Source organism: Pseudomonas imrae, from assembly GCF_046352735.2.
Taxonomy (GTDB): Bacteria; Pseudomonadota; Gammaproteobacteria; order Pseudomonadales; family Pseudomonadaceae; genus Aquipseudomonas; species Aquipseudomonas imrae.
In genome coordinates this window covers 5,289,314-5,314,127 of the sequence record NZ_CP110853.2, presented here as the reverse complement: position 1 = coordinate 5,314,127, position 24,814 = coordinate 5,289,314, and the positions used below count along the sequence as shown (strand labels likewise).

Genomic DNA, 24,814 nt, shown 5'->3' with positions numbered 1-24,814 from the left:
CGATTCGGCTTATGGCTGGTTGAACTGGGAAGCCAGCTCACGCAATAACACTTCCGCCTCCAGTACCTTGTTCACCACGTCCTCGGCCTTGTCCCGGGTCAGGCCCAGGCGCTCCAGCAATTGGTCGGGGATCTGGGTGTCTGGTCCGGAGCCGATGCCACGGCTGCGCAGCAGGCGCACGGCCAGGCATACCAGGTTCGCGTATTCGGCGTAATCGCCGGCGTAGTCTGGGTCATGCTGGAAGCGCAGGGCGGTGGACAATTCATCCGGCATGTCCCAATGACGCATCAGCCAGGCACCGATCTGCTCACGGCTGATTCCCAGCAAGTGCTGCTCGATATAGCTGTGGCTCAGGTGCGGGTTGGCTTCCAGGTGTCGACAGATCAGCGAAAAATGGGGCGGGAATACGTGGGCCAGTAGCAGGTAACCAAAGTTGTGCAGCAGGCCCGCCAGGTAGGTCAGGCCGGCTTCCGGGCGCTGCGCGCGCGGCATGGCGCGGGTCAGGCCTTCGATTACCGCAGCGGTGTAGATCGATTGCTGCCAGTACGGCGTGGCCTGTTGTGGCTGGTCTTTGGGCAGGCTCAAGGTTTTACCCAAAGCCAGGCCCAGCGCCAGGTTGATCACCAGGTCAAAACCGAGCACCCGTACAATCGCGTCCTCGACCGAGCGGATCTTGCCAGGTGAGGCGTAGTACGGTGAGGCTGCCCAACTCACCACTTGTGCGGCCAGGGCCGGGTCGGTTTCTACCACGCCGGTGATGTCATCGATGTTAGCGTTTGGGTCGACTCGCAGCTTGATGATTTTTTGCGCGGTATCGGCCAGTGGCGGGATTTCAATGGTGGCTTCAAGACGTTGCTGGATGCGTCGGGCGGTAAACGCCTGCACCGCCTGGGTGATTTCCTCGCCGTCGTCATTTGGCCGGTCAATGTTGGGCCGGATATCACTCAAGGGCTCGCCGAATTTGGCGGCGCTGGCTTTGCCCAACATGCGCTTGAAGTCATCGCTGGCGATCTCCAGCAACAGCGAAGCTTTGCCAGAATGAACCAGCAAAGTGGGTTCGTGCAGCAGGCTTTCTTCGTATAGGCACGGCGAGCTGGTCAGTGGTGGTATGCCGGGCAGTTGGCTCAGGCTGTGTTTACCGAGCATGCGCTCCAGGCGGGCCGACGACACCGCAGTCAGCTTGCGGCCGGTGAGTTCGGTGAGACGATTGAGGTCCAGCAACTGGCTCTGGGGAAACAGCACCATCAGTGCGCCTGCCGTATCATCAAGCAATACGGCTTGAACCTTTTGTGTCGGGCTCTGGCCAGGCCGTTCGGCGACTTCCGTGTAGCTGATGGCGAGTTTTGCGAGCAGATTCCCAATCACCGCAGGTGCGGTTGGCGGGGCTGCGGCATGGGCAACTTCTGACATGGCCGGATCCAATCTTCTACATTTCGTTGGAGTATAACCAGCTTGGTTCGGGCGGGTTCGACTAACTACGGTTTGTGACGGCGTCGGGCATTGCAAGGGCAGGCGTCAAACCTGGCCATATTGCTGACCGTGACGCAGCCAGCGATCCAGCAGCGGACTGACGTGTTGTGGCCAGCGCTCCAGCAGAGCCTGGGCTGCGTCCCGCACGGCGGGTAGCAAGTCGGCATCGCGCATCAGGTCGGCGACCTTGAATTGCAGCAGGCCGGTCTGGCGGGTGCCAAGCATCTCACCGGGGCCGCGCAGTTCGAGGTCTTTCTCGGCGATCACGAAGCCATCATTGGTTTCGCGCATGATCCCCAAGCGCTGGCGACCGATCTGTGACAACGGCGGATGATAGAGCAGCACGCAGTGGCTGGCGGCGCTGCCGCGGCCGACGCGACCGCGCAATTGGTGCAGTTGCGCCAGGCCAAGGCGCTCGGGGTTTTCGATGATCATCAGGCTGGCGTTGGGCACGTCGACGCCGACTTCGATCACCGTGGTCGCCACCAGCAGTTGCAGGTTGCCAGCTTTGAACTCGGCCATGACAGCGGCTTTTTCCACCGGCTTCATGCGACCGTGAATCAGTCCGACCTTAAGCTCGCCCAAGGCACTGGTAAGGTCTTCATAGGTGGTTTCGGCCGCCTGGCAGGTGAGCTCTTCCGACTCTTCGATCAGCGTACACACCCAGTAGGCCTGACGCCCTTCGGCGCAGGCGCCGCGTACTCGCTCGATGACTTCGACGCGCCGTGTATCGGTGACCAGCACGGTGTTGACCGGGGTCCGACCAGGAGGCAGTTCGTCGAGGATCGAGGTGTCGAGGTCGGCATAGGCACTCATGGCCAGGGTGCGGGGGATCGGCGTGGCGGTCATGATCAACTGGTGCGGGCTCATGCGGCCACCTACGCCTTTCCGGCGCAGGGCCAGGCGCTGTTGCACGCCGAAGCGGTGCTGCTCGTCGATGATCACCAGCGCCAGGTTCTTGAATTGCACTTCATCCTGAAACAGCGCGTGCGTACCGACCACCATCGGCGCGCCGGCAGCGATCTGCTCCAGGGCTGTCGCGCGGTTCTTGCCCTTGAGCTTACCGGCCAGCCAGGCCACTTCCAGGCCCAGAGGTTCGAGCCAGCGCTTGAAGGTGATGAAATGTTGTTCAGCGAGGATCTCGGTCGGCGCCATCAGCGCTACCTGATAGCCCGCTTCCAGGGCTTGTAGTGCTGCGAGGGCGGCGACCACGGTTTTGCCGGCGCCAACGTCGCCCTGGATCAGGCGCAGCATGGGTTCTTTCTGGCTGAGGTCGTAGGCGATTTCATTGCCCACGCGCTGCTGGGCGCCTGTGGGGGCAAAGCCCAGGTTGGCCAGGTATTGCGCAGGCAGACGCGTGGCCTTGGGCATTGCCGGCGCACGCAGGGAACGCATGCTTTCGCGCAGGCGTTGCTGGGACAGTTGATGGGTCAACAGTTCTTCGAACGCCAGGCGATGCTGGGCCCAGTGATGACCGAGGGCCAATTCGTCGACATCGGCATCGGCCGGTGGATGATGCAGGTAGCGAATCGCATCATCCAGCGGTGCCAATTGATAGTCGCGGGCCAGCTCATGGGGCAGCCAGTCAGGCAGGCTTTGCGGGCCCAGCATTGTCAGGGTTTGCTGGCACAGTTGGCGCAGACGCTGCTGGGTCAGGCCTTCGGTCAGCGGGTAGATTGGAGTGAGGGTGGTGTCTACAGGCGGCGGTTCATCGCCGGTAATGGCGCGGTATTCCGGGTGGTAGATTTCCAGTCCCGAAGCGCCGGGGCGGGCTTCGCCGTAGCAACGCACGCGGGTGCCGCGCTTGAGGCCTTCCTTTTGTGCATTGCTGAAATGATAGAAGCGCAGGCTAAGCCCGCCGGTACCGTCCTGCAGGCGTACCACCAGGCTGCGGCGCTTGCCCATCACCACATCGGCACCGCTCACGGTGCCTTCGATCACCGCATCCTGCCCAGGGCGCAAATGGCCGATGGGCACTACGCGGGTACGATCCTGATAGCGCAGGGGCAGATGAAACAATACGTCCTGGAGGTTCTCCAGGCCGACCTTGGCCAGCTTCTCGGCCATGGCTTCACCGACACCCTTGAGTGCCGTCACCGACACTTGCGACAACTCGCTCATGACGGCAACTCAGTTTGCGGCAGGCGGCTTGGCCACCGAACACAGACGGATCGAGTCGGCGAGGATTTCAATGGCTTTTGGTCGTGGGAAGCTGGCACGCCAGGCAATCGCCACGGTGCGGAACGGTACCGGTGGCGTCAATGGGCGTACTTCAATGACACCTGTAGCGTAGTGATGGCTGTCCACTGCCGACAGCGGCAGGATCGAAATACCCAGGCCGGACGCGACCATATGGCGAATGGTCTCCAGAGAGCTGGATTCCACCGTGGTGTGCTTGGCGCCGTCGTTGCCCTTGGCCAGGGTTGGGCACGCCTCCAATACCTGATCGCGGAAGCAGTGGCCTTCGCCGAGCAGCAGCAGGCTCTTGTCGTTGAGCAAGCCGGCGTCGATGGTGTCTTTTTTGGTCCACGGATGGGACGCGGGCATCAGCACGTAGAACGGCTCGTCGTAGAGCGGCAGGGTCAGCACGTCTGCTTCGTTGAAAGGCAGCGCGATGATGATCGCGTCCAGCTCACCGTTACGCAGTTTGTCGCGCAGCACGTGGGTGAAGTTTTCTTCGATATACAGCGGCATCTGCGGTGCGACGCGGTGCAGTTGCGGAATCAGGTGCGGGAAAAGGTATGGGCCAACGGTATAGATCGCGCCGACTTTCAGCGGAGCGGTCAGCTGGTTCTTACCCGCCTGGGCCAGCTCGCGGATACTTTGCGCCTGTTCCAGTACCTTCTGGGCCTGGGCAACAATGCCTTCGCCTACTGGCGTGAGGCGCACGGCACTTTTGCTGCGCTCGAAAATCAGCACACCGAGTTCGTCTTCAAGCTTTTTCACACCCACCGACAGCGTCGGCTGGCTGACATGGCAACGTTCAGCCGCATGGCCGAAGTGTTGCTCTTGGGCGAGGGTCACGATGTAGCGTAATTCTGTAAGAGTCATAGCGGACGTCCATGAGGTTGCGGGCCAAGCATACCGGCTGCAATTGATAGACGCACGTTATCAGAACTTTGGCTGGGATTGAGCCGCTGCTACGCAAGATTTTGCGCAAATGTGGGAGCGGCCAGGTCCGCTCCCACACACGCCCACTAACGGCGGCGTTTCTCGATGTTGTAGACAAACGGCGCAACGATTTCGATGCTGCCATTCTTCAGCATGTCGGCCGGCGGCTTGGGCAGCGGTTGGGCGCGACGGATCATTTCGAGGGTGGCGCGGTCCAGGTCAGCGTTACCGGAACGGCCCACCAACTCGTAGGACAGCACCTTGCCTTCGGCATCTACCACGAAACGCAGACGGTTCAAGCCTTCCTTGCCGCGTGACTGGGCACCTGGCGGATATTTCTTGTACTTCGCCAAGTGGCCGAGCAATGTGCTTTGCCAGGTGGCCTTTGCCGCAAGCTGCGCAGGCGAAGGGCCCGGTTGAGGTTGCGCCGATTTTTCCGCTGGCGGATTGTTCTGAGGCGATTCGCTGGGCGGCTGTTCGGAAGGTTTTTCCTTGGGCGGCTCAGGCTTCTTCTCAGGTTTGGGCGGCTGCGGTTTTGGCTTGGGCTTTACTGGTTTTGGCGCCGAAATGGTTGGTTTCGGCGCTTCGGCCAGTTTCGGCAATGGCAGTTCTTCCACCGGCGCGGGCGGTTGCGGCGGCGTCACCACCTTCGGCGGGGCCGGAGGCGGTGGTGCCGGCATCGGTGCCAGATCGATGACCATGGCGGCCGGAGGCAGCTGGACCATCTGTGGCGCCGACCACTGGAGCGCGATGATGATCGCGACGGCGTGGACGCCCAGCACGACGGCAAGGCTGGTGCCATAACGCGTCAGTTTGTGGCGCGTCGTGATCATTTCTTGGCTGCCGTCTCAAGTCCGACCAGGCCTACCTTGAGGTAGCCGGCTGCCCGCAGGGCATCCATCACGCTCATCAGGTCGCCGTAGTCCACGCCTTTATCGGCCTGGAAAAAGATCGTCGTGTCTTTCTTGCCCTGGGTCTTGGCGTCGAGCACCGCACCGAGGGTTTCGGATTTGACCTCTTCTTCGCCCAGAAACAGGCGTTGATCAGCCTTGACGCTGAGGAACACCGGTTTCTCGGGCCGTGGCGCGGGTTTTGCGCTGGAAGCCGGGAGGTCGACTTTGATGTCCACCGTGGCCAATGGAGCGGCCACCATGAAAATGATTAACAGCACCAGCATCACGTCGATAAACGGAGTGACGTTGATTTCGTGGTTCTCGACGAGTTCGTCGTCGCCTTGATTCAAATGCAGGCCCATGGCCGATTACCCCACTTTCACCATGTGCGGTTGCGAGCTGCGCTCGGAAGGCTGGTGATCGAGGTCACGGCTGACCAGCAACAAGACTTCCGCCGAAGCGTCCGATACCTGGGCCTTGTAGCCGGCGATGGAGCGGGCGAAGACGTTGTAGATTACTACCGCTGGAATCGCTGCCACCAGGCCCAGTGCCGTTGCCAGCAAGGCTTCGGCGATGCCGGGAGCAACGACGGCGAGGTTGGTGGTCTGGGTTTTGGCGATGCCGATGAAGCTGTTCATGATGCCCCACACGGTGCCGAACAGGCCTACGAACGGCGCAGTAGAACCGATGGTTGCCAATACGCCAGTGCCGCTGCTCATGTTGCGACCACATGCCGCGACCAGGCGCTCGAGGCGGAAGCTGACTCGCTCCTTGATGCCTTCTTTTTCACGGCTGTTGGCCGACAGGTGCATCTCTTCCAGTGCATCGTGAACCAGCAGGTGCGCCAGGGTGCCCTTGATCGCCGCGCTTTCGCTGGCTTCTTTGAGGGTGGAAGCTTTTTTCAGGCTGGCGATTTCGGAGCGCAGGCGGCGTTTGGCACCCAGCAGCTCGAAGCCTTTGGCGATCCAGATGGTCCAGGTGATGATCGAGGCGATGGCCAGGCCGATCATCACGATCTTCACGATGATGTCAGCGTTCTGGTACATGCCCCAAGGTGACAGGTCGTGGGCCATGCCCAGGGTGTTGTCTTCTTCCAGTACTACGCCGGTATCATCAGTTGGGGCGATACCTTCGGCGGCGGCCGGCTCAACGGCAGGCGCGGCAACCGGTGCATCGGGCGCTGCGGCGTTCTGCTCGGGCGCAGGCGTTGCTGCTACCGGAGCGGTGGCCGCAGGTTGAGCGGCCGGAGCCGTGACATCGGCGAGTGCGGCGGTCGGTGCCAGCAGAACGCTGAACAGCAGCGCAGCAATCGCACGCCAGGCGCGGGATGGGCTGGGGAGCTTGGTTGGCGAAGCGGGGAGTTTATTGCGTGTCATGCTGGCCGGACCTGAGAGAAAAAATGAGTGATCGTCCTTCCAGACCCAAAAGGGGTCGAGGACAAATGGGCGGTCATTATTGCAAGTAATTCTTGTTAACAGAAGTAATACAGTTACTTTATTTCTCAGTTTCCTAGCCGCTGGTCATCTGTGGGGGCTAATCTTGACCTTTGAGAATGGAGTTTTGTGATGTCTGCACCTTCTGTAGTGATTGCCGGTTGCGGCGATGTGGGGAGTCGACTGGCCAGTCAGTTGCTGGCCTCGGAATGGGAGGTTCATGGACTGCGACGCAGTGTCTCGCTACTGCCCGAAGGAGTGATTGGCATCGCAGGCGACTTGTTCAAAAAAGATTGTCCTGACACCTGGCCGATCGGCGGGGTGGATTACCTGGTGTACTGCGCAGCCGCGACTGACCATGACGAGGCCGGCTACCGCAGGGCTTATGTCGAAGGTTTGCAGCATGTGTTGGAGTGGCTGAAGGATTACGGGCAAGAGCCCAGGCACCTGTTGTTCGTATCCAGCAGCAGTGTGTACGGGCAGCAGAACGGCGAGTGGGTCGACGAGTCGTCCGAGACTCAGGCGCAGGGTTATTCCGGGCAGGTGATGTTGGAAGCCGAGCAGGTGGCGCTCAACAGCGGCATCCCGGCGAGTATTGTGCGGTTGACCGGAATTTACGGTCCGGGCCGCGAGTGGCTGTTGACCCAGGTACGCCGTGGCTACCGCGTGGCAACTGATCCCCCTTTGTATGGCAACCGTATCCACGCGGATGACGCGGCGAGCCTGCTGGCCTTTTTGCTGCGCCATGTGGAGCAGGGCGGGTCGCTGGACAAGGTCTATATCGGTGTCGACGACGCACCGGCACCGTTGGCGGACGTGGTGGGCTGGTTACGTGAATATCTGGGCGTTACCGAGTGGTCCGATGACGCCAGTGTGCGGCGCGCAGGCAGCAAGCAATGCAGCAACGCTCGAGCCCGAGCGTTGGGTTGGGCGCCGACATACCCCAGTTACCGCGAAGGCTACGCCGCTATTCTGAAAGGCTGACCCATACCCTGGAGGAGTCGAAAACCCGGCTCCTGCAAGGGGGTTACTGTTTCTCCAGCAACCACTGGCGTGGTCCGGGGGTAAACGAAGGCACTTCGTCGGCCTGGGAGGTATTGATTGCCTGGAAGATCTCCAGTTGCTTGCCGCTGCGGGCAAAGATCCACGGATTGCCCAGGCCGCCTTGCTGCAGCCAGATGCTGTCGTAACCGCCGCTCATCGACGCGCAATCCCCGGCGAGGCACAGCGAATACTGATCGACACCCGGCAGGCCGCTCACCTGACCATTGGCCTGGAACTGTACGGTAGCGCCTTCGCCATTTCCGCTGGTGATTTTCCAACTGCCGCCCATATAGGACGAATACAGCGCGCGCTCGAAGCTGGCGCCCAATGGCGCTCCTTCGGGAGTTGGCTCCTTGGGTCGGTCAAACAGCTGCTCTGGCTCGTTATCATTGGCCATTTGCAGCAATTGTTTGCCATCGCGCTTGAGTTCGGTGGTCGAGCTGCCGTAGAAGTCCACGCTCCAGATACCGGACTGTTCTCCCTGCAACGTACCTTCGGGGCGTTCGAAACCGTTGAAGTAGCGTGCCTGGTTGGCCCGGGTGTTGACCTCCCATTCGAGGTTCGGGCCGTTGGCCTGCAACGCTTCACGCAAAGGGCCGCCCTGGGATGCGGCATCGATGGCCACCTGATTGATCCAGGTACCGCTGACATCGCGATCGGCAGGATTACTGGCGCAGCCACTGAGTAGCAGCGCGAGCAGCGAGGAAGCAACGAGCGCTTTGCGCATGACGAAATCCTTATAAAACGAAATCGGCGCAACCTCTATGGATTGCGCCGGGTGTGTTACTCGATGACCAGAATGGCGTCCATCTCGACCTGGGCACCCTTGGGCAGGGCAGCCACGCCGATGGCGGCGCGGGCCGGGTAAGGTTGTTCGAAGTATTTGCCCATGATCTCGTTGACCTTGGCGAAGTGGCCCAGGTCGGTGAGGAAGATGTTCAGCTTGACGATATCCTTGAACGAGCCGCCCGCAGCTTCGGCTACCGACTTGAGGTTCTCGAAGACCTGGACGGTTTGCGCTTCAAAGCCTTCGACCAGTTCCATGGTCTTTGGGTCCAGTGGGATCTGGCCGGACATGTAGACGGTGTTACCCGCCTTGATCGCCTGGGAATAAGTACCGATGGCGGCAGGTGCCTGGTCGCTGGTGATAACAGTCTTGGTCATGAATGACTCCTTGTAATGGCTGGGCTATAGGGGGGGGGGCGTTATGCGCGCATGCGAGTGATGCGGATAACCCCGGTCAGGGCGCGCAGTTTCTTGATCACGCGGGCCAGGTGTACACGATCGTGGACGCTGACCACCAGTTGGACCACGCTGATGCGACCATCGCGTTCGTCCATGCTGATTTTCTCGATATTGCCGTCGGCCGCATTGACGCTGCTGGCCAGCAGCGCGATCAGGCCGCGCTGGTGTTCCAGTTCCACCCGCAGCTCGACGTTGAATTCGCCGGTGACATCCTTGGCCCAGGACAGCTGGATGCATTTTTCCGGATTGTGGCGCACTTCACTGATATTTCGGCAGTTGTCCAAGTGCACCACCATGCCTTTGCCGGCGGACAGGTGCCCGACAATCGGGTCTCCCGGGATCGGCGTGCAGCACTTGGCGTAGCTGAGTACCAGGCCTTCGGTGCCGCGAATGGCCAACGGACCCTCGGGGCTTGGCAATTGCTCGCCTTCGCCCAATAGTCGGCGTGCCACCACATAAGCCATGCGATTGCCCAGGCCGATATCTTCCAGCAAGTCCTCGATCGTTTCCTGTCGATACTCGTGGAGCATCGTTTGCACACGCTCGGCGGAAATCTTGTCGAGGGAGCTGTCAAAGCCATTGAGCACCTTGTTCAGCAGGCGTTCGCCCAGGCTGATGGACTCGGAGCGGCGTTGCAGCTTCAGGGCGTGGCGGATGTGGGTGCGCGCCTTGCCGGTGACGACGAAGTTGAGCCACGCCGGGTTCGGGCGTGCGCCCGGTGCGCTGACGATCTCCACCGTGGAGCCACTTTGCAGCGGCTCGGACAGCGGGGCCAGGCGTCGGTTGATCCGGCAGGCGATGCAGCTGTTGCCGACATCGGTGTGTACCGCGTAGGCGAAATCGACCGCCGTGGAGCCTTTGGGCAGCTCCATGATCCGGCCCTTGGGCGTGAAAACATAAACCTCGTCCGGGAACAGGTCGATCTTCACGCTTTCGATAAATTCGAGGGAATTGCCGGCACGTTGCTGCATTTCGAGCACGCCCTTGACCCATTGGCGCGCACGGGCATGGGTGCCTTTGGGCTGCTCGTCGCCCGTGGACTTGTACAGCCAATGGGCGGCGATGCCGTTGTTGGCCATCTCTTCCATCTCGCGGGTGCGAATCTGGATTTCGATCGGCACCCCGTGCATACCGAACAGCGTGGTATGCAGCGATTGATAGCCGTTAGCCTTGGGAATGGCGATGTAATCCTTGAAGCGCCCCGGCAGGGGTTTGTACAAATTATGTACAGCTCCCAGTACGCGGTAGCAAGTATCGACTTTGTCGACGATGATCCGGAACGCGTAGACGTCCATTATCTCGTTAAAGGCGCGACGCTTGCCGCGCATCTTTTTATAGATGCCGTAGATGTGCTTTTGGCGCCCGCTGACCTCGCCTTCAATCTCATCGATTGCCAGGCAGTGGCTCAGGGACTCTTCGATCTTGTTGACGATTTCCTTGCGGTTGCCCCGGGCGCGCTTGACCGCCTGGTAGATGCGCGCGGAGCGCATCGGATGCATGGCCTTGAACCCGAGGTCTTCGAATTCGATACGAATGGCATGCATGCCCAGCCGGTTGGCAATGGGCGCGTAGATTTCCAGGGTTTCCTTGGCGATGCGCCGGCGTTTTTCGCCGGATAGCACCTCCAGCGTGCGCATGTTGTGCAGCCGGTCGGCCAGCTTGACCAGGATCACCCGGATATCCCGGGCCATGGCCATGGCCATCTTCTGAAAGTTTTCCGCCTGGGCTTCCGCTTTGGTTTCGAAGTTCATCTGGGTCAGTTTGCTGACCCCGTCGACCAGATCGGCCACGGTTTCGCCAAATTGCGCACAGAGCGCCTCTTTGGCAATGCCGGTGTCTTCGATCACGTCATGCAGCATCGCGGCCATCAGGCTTTGATGGTCCATGTGCATGTCGGCAAGAATGTTTGCCACCGCAAGAGGATGGGTGACGTACGCCTCGCCACTGCGGCGGCGTTGGCCGTCGTGGGCTTGTTCGGCGTAGAAATACGCTCGGCGGACCAGGTTGACCTGGTCGGGACCGAGGTAGGTCGATAAGCGATCGGCGAGGGCGTCTATGCTCGGCAAAGTGTGAACTCCTGCCGTGGGCTGTGACCCCGCGCCGTGCTACGTCGACCAGGCATAGGCTTAGACGGCCTCGTTGGACTCATCCTCGAACGCTGCAAACAGCGGTTCGTCTTCAACGATTTCGGCGTTGGCGATGAACTCGTAGCTCATCAGGCCTTCAGCGATTTCGCGCAGGGCCACAACGGTAGGCTTGTCGTTTTCCCATTGGACCAGTGGCTCTTTGCCGCCAGTGGCCAATTGACGGGCACGCTTGGTAGAGAGCATGACCAGCTCAAAGCGGTTATCCACGTGTTCTAGGCAGTCTTCAACGGTTACGCGGGCCATGGTATTCCTCGGAGCGAATGCAAGATGCGCGCTGCCCGGTTGGGCGAGCGGACTCAACAGTTTAAAAAATCACCAGCGTTTAGGGAAGCGCTGTTTTTTCGGCGGCCATCGCAAACGGGTTGTAAGCGCCAATGTAAGGCCCTTGCAACGGTTTTGGGAAGAGCCAATTAACCCAGCAGCTCAGCCAATAATTTGCCGAAACGCTGCTGTTGACGTTTTTGCTGGAGCTGATTGGCGCGGAAAATCGCCTTCAGGTCATCCAGCGCGTGGGCAAAATCGTCGTTGATGATCAAGTAGTCGTAGTCGACGTAGTGGCTCATTTCGCTGACAGCTTCACGCATGCGGCCCTCAATCACTTCGTCGCTGTCCTGGCCGCGGTTGTTCAGGCGCTGGCTCAAGGCTTCGAGCGACGGTGGCAGGATGAAGATCGAGCGCGCCTTGGGCATCAGTTGGCGCACCTGTTCGGCACCCTGCCAATCGATTTCCAGGATCAGGTCGTGTCCTTCGTCCAGGGTCTGCTGTAAATGACTCTGGGAGGTGCCATAGAGGTTGCCGAACACTTCGGCGCGCTCCAGGAAGTCACCGTGCTCGATCATCTTCACGAACTCGCTGCGCTCGACGAAGTGATAGTTTACGCCGTTCACCTCACCGGGACGCATGGTGCGAGTGGTGTGGGAGACGGAAACGCGGATCTCCTGGTCAGCGTCGGTCAGGGCCTTGACCAGGCTGCTTTTGCCCGCGCCCGAAGGGGCGGAAATGATGTACAGGGTGCCAGTGCTGTGGGTCATGGAAGTTGCCTTACTCAATATTCTGTACTTGTTCGCGCATCTGCTCGATCAACACTTTGAGGTTGACCGCAGCCGTGGTGCTGCGCGGGTCGAAAGCTTTGGAACCCAGTGTATTGGCTTCGCGGTTGAGTTCCTGCATCAGGAAGTCCAGGCGCCGACCAGCGGCGCCGCCGGACTTGAGCACGCGACGGACTTCCAGAATGTGGGTGCTCAGCCGGTCGAGTTCCTCGGCGACATCGCTCTTCTGTGCCAGCAGGACCATTTCCTGCTCCAGGCGCACGGGATCCAGATCGGCTTTCATGTCTGTGAAACGGTCGAGGACCTTTTGGCGCTGGGTGGCGAGCATCTGTGGCACCAGTTCGCGCAGGGTCACCACGTCTTGCTCGATCGCGCTCAGGCGCTCATTGATCAGGCGTGCCAGTTCCGCGCCTTCGCGCTCTCGGCCGGCCTTGAGTTCCTTGAGGCCTTGGTTGAACAGGGCCAGGGCTTGAGCGTTGAGGGCTTGCGGGTCAGTGGCGTCGGCGACCAGTACGCCGGGCCAGGCCAGGACTTCCAGCGGGTTCAGCGCGGCAGGCTGCTTGATCAGGCTGGCGATGGTTTCAGCGGCGGCGACCAGTTGCGCCGCGCGGTCGCGATCAACCTGCAATGGCTTGCCGGTGGTTTCTTCGGTGAAGCGCAGGGTGCATTCCAGTTTGCCGCGGGAAATGCCCTGGCGCAGTGCCTCACGTACGGCGCCTTCCAGATCGCGAAAGGATTCCGGCAGGCGCAGGTGCGGTTCCAGGTAGCGACTGTTGACCGAGCGCAGTTCCCAGCTCAGGGTGCCTTGGGCGCCGGCTTTTTCGACGCGGGCAAAGGCGGTCATGCTATGAACCATGGAGGTACCTCGCGATACAGTCCCGCAAACGGGGGCTGATAGGTAGATTGAAGCCGACAGGCTGCGAAGGCGCAGGATTGTAGCGCAGTGGGGCGAGTGCGCCCAATCAGTGGCGATAACAAAGGGGCGCGGTCGACCATTCGTAACCGAATTTTTTAGAAGTGCCCTGAATCGGTTGGCAGCCCTATAATGCTCGGCAGTTTTTCGTCCTCAGTACAGGTATTCCCTATGAAACGTCCAAGTGGTCGCGCTGCCGATCAGCTCCGCTCGATCCGCATCACCCGCAACTACACCAAACACGCCGAGGGTTCTGTACTGGTCGAGTTTGGCGATACCAAGGTTATCTGCACCGTCAGCGTCGAAAATGGCGTACCGCGGTTTCTCAAGGGGCAGGGCCAGGGTTGGTTGACTGCTGAATACGGCATGTTGCCTCGGGCGACCGGTGAGCGTAACCAGCGTGAAGCCAGCCGTGGCAAGCAGGGCGGTCGTACCCTGGAGATCCAGCGTCTGATCGGTCGTTCCCTGCGTGCCGCGCTGGACATGTCCAAGCTGGGCGACGTTACCTTGTACGTCGATTGCGACGTGATCCAGGCTGACGGTGGCACGCGCACGGCGTCCATCACAGGCGCCATGGTTGCCTTGGTCGACGCGTTGAAAGTCATCAAGAAGCGCGGCGGCCTGAAAGGTGGCGACCCGCTCAAGCAGATGATTGCCGCTGTGTCGGTGGGCATGTACCAGGGCGAGCCTGTGCTGGACCTGGACTACCTCGAGGACTCGGCAGCCGAGACAGACCTGAACGTGGTGATGACCAGCACCGGTGGTTTCATCGAAGTGCAGGGTACTGCCGAAGGCGCGCCGTTCCAGCCGGCCGAACTGAATGCCATGTTGGCCCTGGCCCAGAAAGGCATGAGCGAGATATTCGAGCTGCAGAATGCCGCGCTGGCTGACTGACGCCAGCCCCAAGGAGAAGAGCCATGAGTGACAACCAGCTTCCCGTACCCGCTCCGAACAAGGAAGTGCGCCAGTGGGCGATGCTCTGTCACTTCGCGGCTTTTTTTGGCCTGGTGTTTCCCTTTGGTAGCCTGTTGGGGCCGCTGATCCTGTGGCAGGTGAAGAAGGACATGGATCCGCTCATCGATGATCAGGGTAAGGAGGCGCTGAATTTCCAGATCACTGTGGCCATCGCCTGGCTGGTTTGCATCGTGCTGGGGTTTGTGGTGATTGGCTTCCTGCTGATGGGGGTCGTGGTGATCGCCGCGCTGGTTCTGACGATTATCGCCGGCATCAAGGCCAACAAGGGGGTTGCCTACCGCTATCCCTTGACCTGGCGACTGATCAAGTAGCGACCGCCCACAAAAAAACCGACATTGCTGTCGGTTTTTTTGTGCCTGGGCAATGACCTCAGATGGTCAAGGTCCAGTCGTAGTCCACGATCAGTGGCGCGTGTTGCGAAAAGCGCGGCTGACGCGGCAGGCGTGCGCTGCGTACAAAGCGGCGCAGGCCAGGGGTCAGCAACTGGTAGTCAAACCGCCAGCCCAGATTGAGCATCTCAGCCTGTTCGTTGTCTGGCCACCAGCTGTACTGGTCGCCTTCGCGGCTGACTTCGCGCAGGGCATCCACATAGCCCATATTGCCGACAATCTCGTCCATCCAGGCCCGTTCCGGCGCCAGGAAGCCCGGGGATTGCTGGCTGTCGCGCCAGTTCTTGATATCCAGCTTCTGTTGCGCCACATACAGCGAGCCACAATAAATGTACTCGCGACGTTTGCGCCGCTGTTTATCCAGGTAACGGGCGAAATCGTCCATTAGCTTGAACTTCTGGTTCAAGTCTTCATCGCCGTTCTGCCCTGATGGAAGCAGCAAGGTCGCGATGCTGACCTTGTCGAAATCGGCTTGCAGGTAGCGCCCGTAGCGGTCGGCTGTCTCGAAGCCGAGGCCGCTGATGACCGCCTTGGGTTGCAACCGCGAATACAAAGCCACGCCACCTTGGGCAGGGACTTCGGCATCGCAGGCATAAAGGAAGTAGCCATCCAGTTGGAAGGCTGGGTCGTCCAGTTCAAAGGCGGAGGCGCGGGTGTCCTGCAGGCAGATGACGTCGGCATTCTGGGCTTGCAGCCAACTGAGCAAACCACGCTCGACTGCAGCCTGAATACCATTAACGTTCACACTGATGATCCGCATAAATGGCCCCAAAAATCACGTGCGTGTATGATACACGCCGTCCACCTAATTAGCTAAATCCGTGGTATCTGAGGCTTTTTTCATGCAGGCGTATCAACGCGATTTCATTCGTTTTGCCATCGATCGCGGAGTTTTGCGCTTCGGTGAGTTCACCCTCAAGTCGGGGCGTACCAGTCCGTATTTCTTCAATGCCGGCCTGTTCAACTCCGGTTCTGCCCTGGCGCAGTTGGGGCGTTTCTACGCCGCTGCCATTGTTGAAAGTGGTATTTCCTTCGACGTGCTGTTTGGCCCGGCCTACAAAGGTATTCCGTTGGCCGCCGCGACCGCTGTGGCACTGGCTGAACACCACGGGCAGGATTTGCCATGGTGCTTCAACCGCAAGGAAGCCAAGGCTCACGGCGAAGGCGGTAGCCTGGTCGGGGCACCGCTCGAGGGCGATGTGTTGATCATCGACGACGTGATCACCGCAGGTACTGCCATTCGTGAAGTGATGCAGATCATCGCTTCCCAGGACGGCGCCAGGGCCGCTGGCGTACTGATCGCGCTGAACCGCCAGGAGCGTGGCAACGGTGAGTTGTCGGCGATCCAGGAAGTGGAGCGTGATTTCGGTATTCCGGTTGTGAGCATTGTTTCGTTGAACCAGGTCTTGCAGTTCCTGGAAGACGATCCGCAGCTCAAGCAGCATTTGCCGGCTGTCAAAGCGTACCGCGAGCAGTTCGGTGTCTGACACAGCAGCCCATGTGGGTGGCAGGCTTGTGTGGGAGCGGGCTTGCTCGCGATAGCGGTAGTGCATTCAACACTGATGTTGACTGACAAATCGTCATCGCGAGCAAGCCCGCTCCCACAGGGGATCTCCACTCTGCTGCAGATTGGCGCACATAAAAAAGCCCCCGTTCAATCAGGTTGAACGGGGGCTAATGAGATGGTCACCCCCGCACCCTGCGAGGGCTACGCTTTCGCAGGGTGCGGGGGTGACCATAGATTTTTGTTCCAGCGGTTACGGACGCTTGCGGTTACTGATCAGCGTACCCATGCCGGTGTCGGTGAAGATTTCCAGCAGGACCGCATTTGGTACCCGGCCATCGATAATCAACGAGCTGCCGACGCCGCCTTGTACTGCCTCCAGTGCGCATCGGATCTTCGGCAGCATGCCGCCATAGATGGTGCCGTCAGCGATCAGGTCATCCACCTGCTGAGTGGTCAGGCCCGTCAGCACCTGGCCTGACTTATCCATCAGGCCGGCGATGTTGGTCAGCAGCATCAACTTCTCGGCCTTCAGCGCTTCAGCGACCTTGCCGGCCACCAGGTCGGCGTTGATGTTGTAGGACTCGCCATTGGCACCCACACCGATAGGCGCGATTACCGGAATGAAGTCACCTTTGACCAGCAGGTTCAGCAGATCGGTGTTGATCCCGATCACTTCGCCCACCTGGCCGATGTCGATGATTTCCGGTTGGGTCATCTCTGGGGTCTGGCGAGTGACCGTGAGTTTTTTCGCGCGAATCAGCTCCGCGTCTTTGCCGGTCAGGCCGATGGCGCTGCCGCCGTGACGGTTGATCAGGTTCACGATGTCTTTGTTGACCTGGCCGCCGAGGACCATTTCCACGACGTCCATGGTCTGTGCATCAGTGACGCGCATACCGTCGATGAAGTGACTCTCGATGGACAGGCGCTTGAGCAGGTCGCCGATTTGCGGACCGCCGCCGTGTACCACTACCGGGTTGATACCCACGGCTTTCATCATCACGATGTCGCGGGCAAAGCCGGTTTTCAGCTCTTCGCTTTCCATGGCATTGCCGCCGTACTTGATCACCAGCGTCTTGCCGACATAGCGTCGAATATAAGGCAACGCTTCGGAAAGGACCTTGGCGGTATTGGCAGCGGCTTCGCGTTCGAGGGTCATTCAGGGCTCCGGGGCAAAAATCAGAACGGTAATTGGAGATCAGGGGCAACACGTTTCAACTGGGCGTGGAACACGTCCTTGATGCGCTGCAACTCGGCCTCGGTATCCGCCTCGAAACGCAGGACCAGCACCGGTGTGGTGTTGGACGCGCGAACCAGGCCCCAGCCTTCGGCATAATCGACTCGCACACCATCAATGGTGGTCAGGTTGGCGCCTTCGCCCCATTGCGCATCGTGCAGTGCGTCAATGATGCTGAATTTGCTCTCTTCGGTCACATGGATATTGATTTCCGGCGTGGAAATATCATTCGGAAAGGTCTGGAACAGCTCTTCAGCCGTGGCTTTTTCCTTGCTGAGGATCTCCAGCAGGCGCGCCGCGCTATAAATGCCGTCATCAAAACCGAACCAGCGCTCCTTGAAGAACACGTGGCCACTCATTTCGCCGGCCAGCAGGGCACCGGTTTCCTTCATTTTCTTTTTGATCAGCGAGTGGCCGGTCTTCCACATCAGTGGCCGACCGCCGTATTCCTTGATCAGCGGCGTCAGGCGACGAGTACATTTCACGTCAAAGATGATTTCGGCGCCTGGATTGCGGGCCACAACATCACGGGCAAAGAGCATCAGCAGGCGGTCCGGGAACACGATACTGCCGGTGTTGGTCACCACGCCAACGCGGTCACCGTCGCCGTCGAATGCCAGGCCAACGTCGGCGCCGACTTCCTTGACCTTGGCGATCAAGTCCACCAGGTTCTCAGGCTTGCCCGGATCCGGGTGATGGTTGGGGAAATTGCCGTCGACCTCGCAAAACAGCGGGATCACTTCGCAGTTCAAGGCTTCGAGCAGTTGTGGGGCGATCACGCCGGCTGCGCCGTTGCCGCAATCCACCACCACTTTCAGGCGGCGGTCGAGCTTGATGTCGCCAGTGATCTTATCCGAGTAACGCTGAAGAATATCGACCCGGGTGATGCTGCCCTCGCCACGGGTCAGGTCATTGGTCTTGAGGCGCGTGTGCAGCGCCTGGATCTGTTCGTTGGCCAGGGTGTCGCCCGCGATCACGATCTTGAAGCCGTTGTAGTCCGAAGGGTTGTGGCTGCCGGTGAGCATCACGCCCGATTTGCCGGCCAGCACGTTGGCGGCGTAGTACAGCGCAGGTGTTGGTACCAGGCCGACATTGCTAACATCGCAACCGCTGTCAGCCAGGCCCTGGATCAAGTGCTCGACCAGCTCGGGGCCGGACAGGCGGCCGTCACGACCTACCGAAACATTTGCTTCGCCCTGGGCCAGGCTCTGGGAACCAATGGCGCGGCCGATCCAGTAGGCGGTTTCGGCAGTCAGGGTTTTGGGAACGACACCACGGATGTCATAGGCGCGGAAAATGCTGTCGGGAAAGATCGGTGCGACGTGGGCTGCGTTGCTCATCACTGGGAAACTCCATGGATACGGGGCTGGGCAGGCCTGAATATTGCTGAACAGCAGGCTCAAACTGAAAGGTAAGACGGTGTTTCTGGCATAGAGTTCGTGGTGCAAAAATGCCATCGCGGCCGAAACACGGCTTTTCTGTTTGTCTAACACATTGATTTTTAAATAAAAATCTTACTGATTAGAACTGCTTATTCTTCTTCCTTAAGGGTGATGCATGGCCCGCAAGCCGGGTGGGGCACCCGGCTTGTCTCAACGAAGTCAGTGGCTGCCGGAATGCCCGAAACCACCTGCGCCGCGCTGAGTTTCGTCAAACTCCTGTACCAGCTCGAAGTGTGCCTGCACGACTGGCACCAGCACCAGTTGTGCGATACGTTCACCGACGGCGATGTTGAACGCAGTCTGGCCACGGTTCCAGCAGGAGACCATCAGTTCGCCCTGGTAGTCGGAATCGATCAGGCCCACCAGGTTGCCCAGCACGATCCCGTGTTTGTGGCCCAGGCCGGAGCGCGGCAGGATCAGCGCTGCCAGGCCTGGATCGCCGACGTAGATCGACAGACCGGTGGGGATCAGGATGGTCTGGCCCGGCTCAAGGATGGTGTCCTCCTTGAGCATGGCGCGCAGGTCCAGGCCGGCGGAGCCCGGTGTGGCGTAGGCCGGCAGTGGGAATTCGTTGCCGATGCGGGGGTCGAGGATCTTGGCTTGCAAAGCGTGCATGGAAATTAAACCTGGTTCAGCCGTTGGGCGATAAAGGAGATCAGTTGACGGGCAATCTTGCCCTTGCTGGTCTGCGCGAAAAGGGTGGCATGCAGATCGCGATCGATCACGCTGCAGGCGTTTTCCTCGCTGTTGAAGCCGATGCTCGGGTTGGCGACATCATTGGCAACGATCAGGTCGAGGTTCTTGTCTTTCAATTTGCGCGCGGCGTAGTCCAGCAAGTGTTCGGTCTCGGCGGCGAAACCGACGCTGAACGGACGATCCGAACGGGTTGCGATGGTAGCCAGAATGTCCGGGTTACGGACCATTTGCAGGAGCAGGCCGTCGCCACTTGTAGGGTCTTTCTTGAGTTTCTGTGGCGCAACGACTTCAGGGCGGTAATCCGCTACCGCCGCCGAGGCGATAAACAGGTCGCAGGGAATCGCTGCCTCGCAGGCCGCCAGCATGTCCCGGGCGCTGACCACGTCGATGCGCGTGACTCGATCCGGCGTCGGCAAATGCACCGGGCCAGTGATCAGGGTGACGCGAGCGCCTGCCTCAACCGCAGCTTCGGCCAGGGCAAAGCCCATTTTGCCTGAGCTATGGTTGGTGATGTAGCGCACCGGGTCGATATTTTCCTGGGTCGGGCCGGCGGTAATCAATACGTGCCTGCCGGTCAGGGCCAAGTGCTGGAAGCACTCGGCGGCGCACAGCGCCAAGTCGTTGGCTTCGAGCATGCGGCCCAGGCCGACATCGCCACAGGCCTGGCTGCCGGAAGCCGGGCCGAAGACCTTGAGGCCACGGCTTTGTAGCAGTTGGGTGTTGGCCTGGGTAGCCGGGTCACGCCACATGGCCTGATTCATCGCCGGGGCGATGGCGACGGTTGCGTCGGTGGCCAGCACGAGGGTGGTCAGCAGGTCGTCGGCAATGCCTTGTGCAAGGCGGGCGATCAGGTCGGCGGTGGCTGGTGCTATCAGCACCAGGTCTGCCCATTTGGCCAGTTCGATATGGCCCATTGCAGCTTCGGCTGCAGGGTCCAGCAGGTCCAGGTGTACTGGATGGCCCGATAGCGCCTGCATGGTCAAAGGCGTAATGAATTCGCTGCCGCCACGGGTCATGACCACGCGCACTTCCGCGCCATGGTCCAGAAGCCGGCGAACCAGCTCTGCGCTCTTGTAGGCGGCAATGCCGCCGCCGACGCCGAGAACGATGCGTTTCCGATACAGACGCTGCATTGGCTTGCCTTTCCAGTTCAGTGAAGGCGTTGCGATCCCCCCTCCCCAGGAGAAATCGCACGCAAAAAGAGGGGCTACGATAACACAGCGACCGTCTTGCAACAGCGGCGCACATGCACAGGGAGGTGCTATGAGTATTCGCGATTGGCCGGCAGCGGAGCGTCCGCGGGAGAAGCTTTTGGAGTGGGGTGCAGCGAGCCTTTCGGATGCTGAGCTGCTGGCGATTTTCTTGCGTACGGGGGTGTCTGGCAAAAGTGCGGTGGACCTGGCGCGCCATCTTCTGGTGCAATTTGGCAGCTTGCGTGGGCTGTTGGAGGCGGAGCAGGTGGTGTTCAGCCAACATCTGGGGCTGGGGCCGGCAAAGTTTGCGCAGCTGCAGGCAGTGCTGGAAATGTCCCGACGGCATCTGGCCGAGCGCGTACGCAACGATTCGGTGCTCGAGAGCCCCCTGGCCGTGCGTGATTACCTCAAGGCGCTACTGCGTCATGAACCCCACGAAATATTCGGCTGCCTGTTTCTTGATTCCAGGCATCGAGTGTTGGGGTTCGAGGCGTTGTTTCAGGGCACGATCGACAACGCCACTGTTTATCCCCGGCAAGTGGTCAAGCGTGCCCTGGCGCATAATGCAGCGGCCTTGATCCTGTGCCACAACCATCCGTCCGGAAGCGCCGAGCCGAGTATCGCGGATCGAAGTCTGACCAGGGTTCTGCAAAAAGCCCTTGAGGTCGTCGATGTGCGAGTGCTGGACCACATCATCGTAGGCGAGGGCGACCCGCTGTCGATGGCGGAATACGGCTGGATGTAGGAGCAGAGTCATAGCAGGCTGCAAACCACAAGTAGCTTGCAGCCTGCAGATTACGGTTTGACGCTGGCCTTGGAGTAATCCTGGCGCCCGAACGGGCTGATCTGATACCCCTCGACATTCTTGCGCGTCAAGGCAAAGGCCGTGGGGTGCGCCAGGGGTAGCCATAATGCCTGTTGCTGGATCTGCGTCTGGGCCTGCTGATATAGCTTGCTGCGCACTCCTTGCTCGTTGGTGGTCTTGCCGGCACTTATCAATTTGTCCAGTGCCGGGTCGCAGTAGCGGGCGAAGTTGGTCCCGGACTTCACGGCTGCGCAGGAAAACTGCGGGGTCAGGAAGTTATCCGGATCGCCATTGTCGCCGGCCCAACCCATAAACAGCAGGTCATGCTCGCCGGCCTTGGCGCGGCGGATCAGCTCGCCCCATTCGATCACGCGGATGTCTGCCTGGATGCCGACTTTGGCCAGGTCGGCCTGCAACAATTGGGCGCCAAGGGCCGGGTTAGGGTTCAGCAGGCTGCCCGAAGGTCGGGTCCAGATTGTGGTTTTGAAGCCTTCCTCGAGTCCGGCGCGGGCCAGCAATGCCTTGGCCTTGGCGATATCCAGGGGATAGCCGGGCAGTTCTTTGGCATAACCCCAGGTGGTAGGTGGATAAGGGCCGTTGGCCGCTTCGGCGGTGCCTTCAAACACGGCTTTGAGGTAGCTGGTCTTATCGAAGGCCAGGTTGATGGCCTGACGAACTTCGGGTTTGTCCAAGGGCGGATGCTGGCTGTTGATGGCCACGAACGCGGTCATGAACGCTGCGGTTTGTTCAACCTTGAGCTTGGTGTCCTGCCGGGCTTCGCCGATATCCAGCGGTTTGGGAGACAGGGCAATCTGGCATTCGTCACGGCGCAACTTCTGCAAGCGCACATTGGCGTCCGGGGTGATGGCAAAGATCAAGTTGTCCACAGCGGGTTTGCCGGCGAAGTAATTCGGGTTGGCCTTGTAGCGAATCGAAGCGTCTTTCTGGAAGCGCCCGAAGATAAACGGGCCGGTACCGATAGGCTGGCTGTTGAGTTTTTCGGGCGTGCCGGCCTTGAGCAGTTTATCGGCGTATTCGGCAGGGTAGATCGAGGCAAATCCCATGCTCAGTGTGGCCAGGAACGTCGAGTCGGCGTGATCCAGGGTAAAGCGCACAGTCAGCGGGTCCAGGGCGTCGATTTTCTTGATCAGGGCTGGCAACTGCAGGGATTGGGCGTGTGGGAAGCCGCTTTGCGCAACCTTGTGCCATGGATTGGCCGGGTCGAGCATGCGCTCGAAGCTGAAGCGCACGTCTTCGGCGGTCAGGGTGCGAGTCGGGGTGAAATATCCGGTGCGGTGGAATTTGACGTCCGGATGCAACGTGAATGTGTAAGTCCGCCCATCCGGCGATACCTCCCAGCTGTCGGCCAGGCTGGGCGTCAACTTGCCACTGGCAGAGTCGAAGTCCACCAGGCGATTCATCAGTACATCAGCCGATGCGTTGGTAGTTGTCAACGAGTTGTACTGCACCACGTCGAACCCTTCGGGACTGGCCTCGGTGCAAACGCTCAGGTAAGTGGCCGCCTGCGCCAGCGGCGCAATAAAAAGAGGGGCAAACAATAGCGGTAGGGCTGCGAGGCGCATATCTGGTTTCCTTTGCAGATCGAAGACCCATCTGCGAGTGCAGTCTGGAAAAGTCCTACCGTAGTAGTCTGACTGGAAAATGACTAGTCCATTTTTGGCTGTGCTTTTATGGAAAATGCTGTTTTGATGGTGCCTCACGTCTTTTGGCCCGGCACATTGCGGTGAGCGCGGGGGCAGTAAATCATTCTGTGCGACGAGCGGTGTATTTGCGCGTGGCCCTGTTGTGGCGGCGGTTCAGGCCTCCACACAGCAGATTTAGCCTGGGAAATGCACACCGGCTGTTGTTGCGCTTGGGTCTTTCTGGTATAAAGCAGCGCTCTTTTCTAGGGGCCCGGTTCCTTCGCTTGTAGGTGTAGCCGGTAAGACCCTTAAAGAAACGCGGCGCCTGGCGCCAAATGACTGAGAGATTAAGCGGCCAACCCATGCCGGGTTGGGCATGAGGTTTAGAGGGCTGAGGCATGTCGAGAGTCTGTCAAGTTACCGGTAAGGGTCCGGTGACTGGGAATAACATTTCCCACGCAAACAACAAAACCCGTCGTCGTTTCCTGCCAAACCTGCAGCATCACCGCTTTTGGGTTGAAGAAGAGAAACGTTTTGTCCGTCTGCGCGTATCTGCCAAAGGCATGCGCATCATCGACAAGCGTGGCATCACTGTCGTGCTCGCTGAACTGCGCCGCGACGGCAAAATCTAAGGAGCTATATCATGCGTGAATTGATTCGAATGATCTCTAGCGCCGGTACTGGTCACTTCTACACTACCGACAAGAACAAGCGTACTACCCCGGACAAGCTCGAAAAGAAAATGTTCGACCCGCGCGTTCGCAAGCATGTGATCTACAAAGAAGGCAAAATCAAGTAATTGGTTTTCTTTCTTGTGAAAAAGCCCGCATCTCACGATGCGGGTTTTTTTTGCCCTCGAAAAGCCCAGTCGACAGTTCTGGGGGCCTTTTGCTTCAGCCAAAGGTGATGCCTGTAATCACACCCTGCTCATCCATCTCCAGGTTGATGCGCTCTGGGCAATAATCCGTGGTGCCGTAATGGCCGGCTCGAACCGGGCGTAGGCTTTCCTGTTGCACCTCACGAAGAATGGCCTGTGAGTATTGCTGGCCGATGATGTGCTGAAAGTCGTCGATTACCTGTTCATCGGTAAGCCTGGTCATGCTACCTCCTGCTCTGTTGATCTCATCGCGTGCCTTGGGCTCAAGGCAGTGCAGCAGAGTCGCGTAGCGTGTGCGGACAAGGGAGGTAGATAAATAATCAGGCTTTTCTTTCGAACACCACGTAGATCTTGCGACAGGTTTCCAGCACCTCCCAGGTGCCGCTGAAACCAGCCGGAATCACGAAGCGGTCACCGGCGCGCAGAGTCTTGGCATTGCCATCGGTATCACGCAGCACCGAAACGCCCTGGACGATTTCGCAATACTCGTGCTCGGTATAGTTCACCTTCCATTGTCCGACTTCCCCCTCCCAGACCCCGGCATTCATCTGGCCACAGGGGCTGTTGTAATGGTTGTAGACCGTTTGTTGCGGGTCGCCCTTGAGGATTTTTTCTGCGGCGGGGCTGTAGCGTTCGGCGGCGGTGCTGGCCTGGCTGAAGTCGACGATATTCTGAATGCTCATGTGCGTGTCCCGTCTAGGCCCGTGGTTGTAGAGCCAAAGTCTATGTTTATTAAAATGAACATCGC

26 protein-coding genes and 1 pseudogene are annotated in these 24,814 nt (G+C 59.7%); 7 read left to right on the top strand and 20 right to left on the bottom strand.

What is annotated here, in order from left to right; all coding sequences use genetic code 11:
• Window positions 1-9: 9 nt before the first annotated feature.
• From OQ460_RS24340 to exbB, 6 genes are all read right to left on the bottom strand, one after another.
• Window positions 10-1,410: an HDOD domain-containing protein gene (locus tag OQ460_RS24340; protein WP_410019807.1), complete on the bottom strand. Its 1,401-nt coding sequence runs from the start codon at window positions 1,408-1,410 to the stop codon at window positions 10-12.
• 105 nt (window positions 1,411-1,515) lie between these two features.
• Window positions 1,516-3,591: an ATP-dependent DNA helicase RecG gene (gene recG / locus OQ460_RS24335; RefSeq protein ID WP_410019806.1), complete on the bottom strand. Its 2,076-nt coding sequence runs from the start codon at window positions 3,589-3,591 to the stop codon at window positions 1,516-1,518.
• 9 nt (window positions 3,592-3,600) lie between these two features.
• Window positions 3,601-4,521: a hydrogen peroxide-inducible genes activator gene (locus OQ460_RS24330; RefSeq protein WP_410019805.1), complete on the bottom strand. Its 921-nt coding sequence runs from the start codon at window positions 4,519-4,521 to the stop codon at window positions 3,601-3,603.
• 146 nt (window positions 4,522-4,667) lie between these two features.
• Window positions 4,668-5,414, bottom strand: coding sequence for an energy transducer TonB family protein (locus OQ460_RS24325; protein ID WP_410019804.1), 747 nt, complete (start codon window positions 5,412-5,414; stop codon window positions 4,668-4,670).
• A complete protein-coding gene (gene exbD, locus OQ460_RS24320; RefSeq protein ID WP_084381544.1) occupies window positions 5,411-5,836 on the bottom strand; it encodes a TonB system transport protein ExbD in 426 nt (141 codons plus the stop codon). The genes OQ460_RS24325 and exbD overlap by 4 nt, the downstream gene beginning before the upstream one ends.
• Window positions 5,837-5,842: 6 nt before the next feature.
• Entirely contained in the window at window positions 5,843-6,850 is a 1,008-nt protein-coding gene (gene exbB / locus OQ460_RS24315; RefSeq protein ID WP_410019803.1) for a tonB-system energizer ExbB, read from the bottom strand.
• A gap of 189 nt (window positions 6,851-7,039) precedes the next feature.
• Here exbB and OQ460_RS24310 point away from each other — a divergent pair, with 189 nt between their 5' ends.
• Complete coding sequence (locus tag OQ460_RS24310; RefSeq protein ID WP_410019802.1) at window positions 7,040-7,891, top strand: SDR family oxidoreductase; 852 nt, start codon at window positions 7,040-7,042, stop codon at window positions 7,889-7,891.
• A 43-nt stretch (window positions 7,892-7,934) separates the two neighbouring features.
• On the opposite strand, the gene OQ460_RS24305 is transcribed toward OQ460_RS24310, so the two are convergent.
• The 6 genes from OQ460_RS24305 to OQ460_RS24280 form a co-directional block, all read right to left on the bottom strand.
• Window positions 7,935-8,678 carry a hypothetical protein gene (locus OQ460_RS24305; protein ID WP_410019801.1) on the bottom strand — a complete coding sequence of 248 codons (744 nt, stop codon included), beginning with the start codon at window positions 8,676-8,678 and terminating at the stop codon, window positions 7,935-7,937.
• Between the two features lie 56 nt (window positions 8,679-8,734).
• Entirely contained in the window at window positions 8,735-9,115 is a 381-nt protein-coding gene (locus OQ460_RS24300; protein ID WP_410019800.1) for a RidA family protein, read from the bottom strand.
• Between the two features lie 41 nt (window positions 9,116-9,156).
• Entirely contained in the window at window positions 9,157-11,262 is a 2,106-nt protein-coding gene (gene spoT, locus OQ460_RS24295; RefSeq protein ID WP_410019799.1) for a bifunctional GTP diphosphokinase/guanosine-3',5'-bis pyrophosphate 3'-pyrophosphohydrolase, read from the bottom strand.
• Window positions 11,263-11,322: 60 nt separating this feature from the next.
• Entirely contained in the window at window positions 11,323-11,586 is a 264-nt protein-coding gene (gene rpoZ, locus OQ460_RS24290; protein WP_003176920.1) for a DNA-directed RNA polymerase subunit omega, read from the bottom strand.
• 167 nt (window positions 11,587-11,753) lie between these two features.
• The gene (gmk, locus tag OQ460_RS24285; protein ID WP_410019798.1) at window positions 11,754-12,374 is read right to left on the bottom strand and encodes a guanylate kinase; all 621 of its coding nucleotides are present in this window, start codon (window positions 12,372-12,374) and stop codon (window positions 11,754-11,756) included.
• A gap of 10 nt (window positions 12,375-12,384) precedes the next feature.
• Complete coding sequence (locus OQ460_RS24280; RefSeq protein ID WP_410019797.1) at window positions 12,385-13,248, bottom strand: YicC/YloC family endoribonuclease; 864 nt, start codon at window positions 13,246-13,248, stop codon at window positions 12,385-12,387.
• A gap of 228 nt (window positions 13,249-13,476) precedes the next feature.
• Here OQ460_RS24280 and rph point away from each other — a divergent pair, with 228 nt between their 5' ends.
• Both rph and OQ460_RS24270 read left to right on the top strand, forming a co-directional pair.
• Window positions 13,477-14,199 (top strand): ribonuclease PH, encoded by a 723-nt coding sequence (gene rph / locus OQ460_RS24275; RefSeq protein ID WP_124388763.1) that lies wholly within the window; start codon window positions 13,477-13,479, stop codon window positions 14,197-14,199.
• Window positions 14,200-14,222: 23 nt separating this feature from the next.
• Window positions 14,223-14,591, top strand: a complete 369-nt coding sequence (locus OQ460_RS24270; protein WP_410019796.1) for a DUF4870 domain-containing protein — start codon at window positions 14,223-14,225, stop codon at window positions 14,589-14,591.
• Between the two features lie 58 nt (window positions 14,592-14,649).
• On the opposite strand, the gene OQ460_RS24265 is transcribed toward OQ460_RS24270, so the two are convergent.
• Window positions 14,650-15,429 carry an exodeoxyribonuclease III gene (locus OQ460_RS24265; RefSeq protein WP_003176915.1) on the bottom strand — a complete coding sequence of 260 codons (780 nt, stop codon included), beginning with the start codon at window positions 15,427-15,429 and terminating at the stop codon, window positions 14,650-14,652.
• Between the two features lie 82 nt (window positions 15,430-15,511).
• Here OQ460_RS24265 and pyrE point away from each other — a divergent pair, with 82 nt between their 5' ends.
• The gene (gene pyrE, locus OQ460_RS24260; RefSeq protein WP_410019795.1) at window positions 15,512-16,156 is read left to right on the top strand and encodes an orotate phosphoribosyltransferase; all 645 of its coding nucleotides are present in this window, start codon (window positions 15,512-15,514) and stop codon (window positions 16,154-16,156) included.
• A gap of 270 nt (window positions 16,157-16,426) precedes the next feature.
• On the opposite strand, the gene argB is transcribed toward pyrE, so the two are convergent.
• From argB to coaBC, 4 genes and pseudogenes are all read right to left on the bottom strand, one after another.
• Window positions 16,427-17,332 carry an acetylglutamate kinase gene (gene argB / locus OQ460_RS24255; protein ID WP_410019794.1) on the bottom strand — a complete coding sequence of 302 codons (906 nt, stop codon included), beginning with the start codon at window positions 17,330-17,332 and terminating at the stop codon, window positions 16,427-16,429.
• A 20-nt stretch (window positions 17,333-17,352) separates the two neighbouring features.
• Window positions 17,353-18,756, bottom strand: a pseudogene (locus OQ460_RS24250) (phosphomannomutase/phosphoglucomutase); the annotation flags it as partial.
• 255 nt (window positions 18,757-19,011) lie between these two features.
• The gene (gene dut, locus OQ460_RS24245; RefSeq protein WP_005792483.1) at window positions 19,012-19,467 is read right to left on the bottom strand and encodes a dUTP diphosphatase; all 456 of its coding nucleotides are present in this window, start codon (window positions 19,465-19,467) and stop codon (window positions 19,012-19,014) included.
• 5 nt (window positions 19,468-19,472) lie between these two features.
• On the bottom strand, window positions 19,473-20,681 hold the full coding sequence (coaBC, locus tag OQ460_RS24240; RefSeq protein WP_410019793.1) for a bifunctional phosphopantothenoylcysteine decarboxylase/phosphopantothenate--cysteine ligase CoaBC: 1,209 nt from the start codon (window positions 20,679-20,681) through the stop codon (window positions 19,473-19,475).
• Between the two features lie 130 nt (window positions 20,682-20,811).
• Here coaBC and radC point away from each other — a divergent pair, with 130 nt between their 5' ends.
• The gene (radC, locus tag OQ460_RS24235) at window positions 20,812-21,486 is read left to right on the top strand and encodes a RadC family protein (RefSeq protein ID WP_410019792.1); all 675 of its coding nucleotides are present in this window, start codon (window positions 20,812-20,814) and stop codon (window positions 21,484-21,486) included.
• Window positions 21,487-21,536: 50 nt separating this feature from the next.
• Here radC and OQ460_RS24230 read toward each other — a convergent pair whose 3' ends face one another.
• Window positions 21,537-23,129, bottom strand: coding sequence for an ABC transporter substrate-binding protein (locus OQ460_RS24230; RefSeq protein WP_410019791.1), 1,593 nt, complete (start codon window positions 23,127-23,129; stop codon window positions 21,537-21,539).
• Window positions 23,130-23,587: 458 nt separating this feature from the next.
• On the opposite strand from OQ460_RS24230, the gene rpmB reads away from it, so the two are divergent.
• Together rpmB and rpmG are read left to right on the top strand one after the other, a co-directional pair.
• Window positions 23,588-23,821 (top strand): 50S ribosomal protein L28, encoded by a 234-nt coding sequence (gene rpmB, locus OQ460_RS24225; RefSeq protein ID WP_007920377.1) that lies wholly within the window; start codon window positions 23,588-23,590, stop codon window positions 23,819-23,821.
• A gap of 11 nt (window positions 23,822-23,832) precedes the next feature.
• Window positions 23,833-23,988, top strand: a complete 156-nt coding sequence (gene rpmG, locus OQ460_RS24220; protein WP_003176906.1) for a 50S ribosomal protein L33 — start codon at window positions 23,833-23,835, stop codon at window positions 23,986-23,988.
• 94 nt (window positions 23,989-24,082) lie between these two features.
• On the opposite strand, the gene OQ460_RS24215 is transcribed toward rpmG, so the two are convergent.
• Both OQ460_RS24215 and OQ460_RS24210 read right to left on the bottom strand, forming a co-directional pair.
• A complete protein-coding gene (locus OQ460_RS24215) occupies window positions 24,083-24,289 on the bottom strand; it encodes an I78 family peptidase inhibitor (protein WP_410019790.1) in 207 nt (68 codons plus the stop codon).
• Window positions 24,290-24,386: 97 nt separating this feature from the next.
• Window positions 24,387-24,749: a cupin domain-containing protein gene (locus OQ460_RS24210; protein ID WP_410019789.1), complete on the bottom strand. Its 363-nt coding sequence runs from the start codon at window positions 24,747-24,749 to the stop codon at window positions 24,387-24,389.
• Between the last annotated feature and the right edge of the window lie 65 nt (window positions 24,750-24,814).